Raw genomic sequence first — 1,041 nt, 5'->3', positions numbered from 1 at the left:
CCGAGATACCGCGCCCCCGGCCCTTCCCAGGAATACGGACCGCGCTCGGCGACACCGCCTCCGTAGGCCTCGCGTTCCTCCCGCTCGGCCTCGCCTTCGGGGCCCTGGTCACCCAGTCCGGCCTCGACTGGTGGTGGGCGGGCCTGTCCGCCGCGCTCGTCTACGCGGGCTCGTTCGAGTTCCTGCTCATCGGCATGGTCGCCGCCGTCGCCCCGCTGGCCTCGATCGCCGCGACCGCCTTCATGGTCAACGTCCGGCACGTCTTCTACGCGCTGTCCTACCCGCTGCACCGCGTCGAAGGACGGCTCGGCAAGGCGTACGGCACCTTCGCGCTCAGCGACGAGGCGTACGCCCTGACCTCGGGGGAGCGCGCCCGCTCCTGGCCGGGCCGGCGCATCCTCGGGCTGCAACTCCTCCTGCACCTATACTGGGTGGCGGGCTCGGTCGCCGGAGCGCTCCTCGGCTCGCTCATCCCCGACAGCGTCAGGGGACTGGACTTCGCACTGACCGCGCTGTTCACCGTCCTCGCCGTCGAAGCGGTGCGGGAGCTGCGCGGCGACCTGCCCACACCCGTACTCGCCCTGTTCAGCGCCCTGTTCGCCCGGCTGCTCTTTCCCGACGAGCTGCTCCTGGCCGCGTTCGCCCTGTTCACCGTCGGGCTCCTGGCCCGCCACCTGGCCACCCGGAGGACGCGGAGCCATGCCTGACGCCTCGTACGCGATCGCCGCCGTCCTCGTCACGGCGGCCGTCACCTGGGCCCTGCGCGCCCTGCCCTTCGCGGCCCTCGCCCCGCTGCGCGAGAGCGGCACCGTCCAGTACCTCAGTACCCGCATGCCCGCGGGCGTGATGCTGATCCTGGTCGTCTACTGCCTGCGCGACCTTGCGCTCGCGCAACCGCGCGCCCTGGCTCCCGTGGTGGCCGTGGCCGTCACCGTCGGCCTGCATCTGTGGCGGCGCAACGCGCTGTTGAGCATTCTCGGCGGCACAGCCGTTCATGTGATCCTGTCCAGCACGGTCTTCGCCCCCTGACCCCCCTGACCC

General features: G+C 72.1%; 2 protein-coding genes. Both read left to right on the top strand.

Annotated features, from left to right (window positions below):
* The first annotated feature begins 5 nt into the window (after positions 1-5).
* Entirely contained in the window at positions 6-707 is a 702-nt protein-coding gene (locus tag AOK03_RS39820) for an AzlC family ABC transporter permease (protein ID WP_055570194.1), read from the top strand.
* Complete coding sequence (locus AOK03_RS39815) at positions 700-1,029, top strand: branched-chain amino acid transporter permease (RefSeq protein ID WP_055570193.1); 330 nt, start codon at positions 700-702, stop codon at positions 1,027-1,029. Before AOK03_RS39820 ends, AOK03_RS39815 begins: the two co-directional genes overlap by 8 nt.
* Positions 1,030-1,041: the final 12 nt, after the last annotated feature.

The organism is Streptomyces atriruber, from assembly GCF_001418325.1.
Taxonomy (GTDB): Bacteria; Actinomycetota; Actinomycetes; order Streptomycetales; family Streptomycetaceae; genus Streptomyces; species Streptomyces atriruber.
The sequence above is the reverse complement of the archived record's forward strand: the minus strand, read 5'-3'. Positions and strand labels throughout refer to the sequence as shown.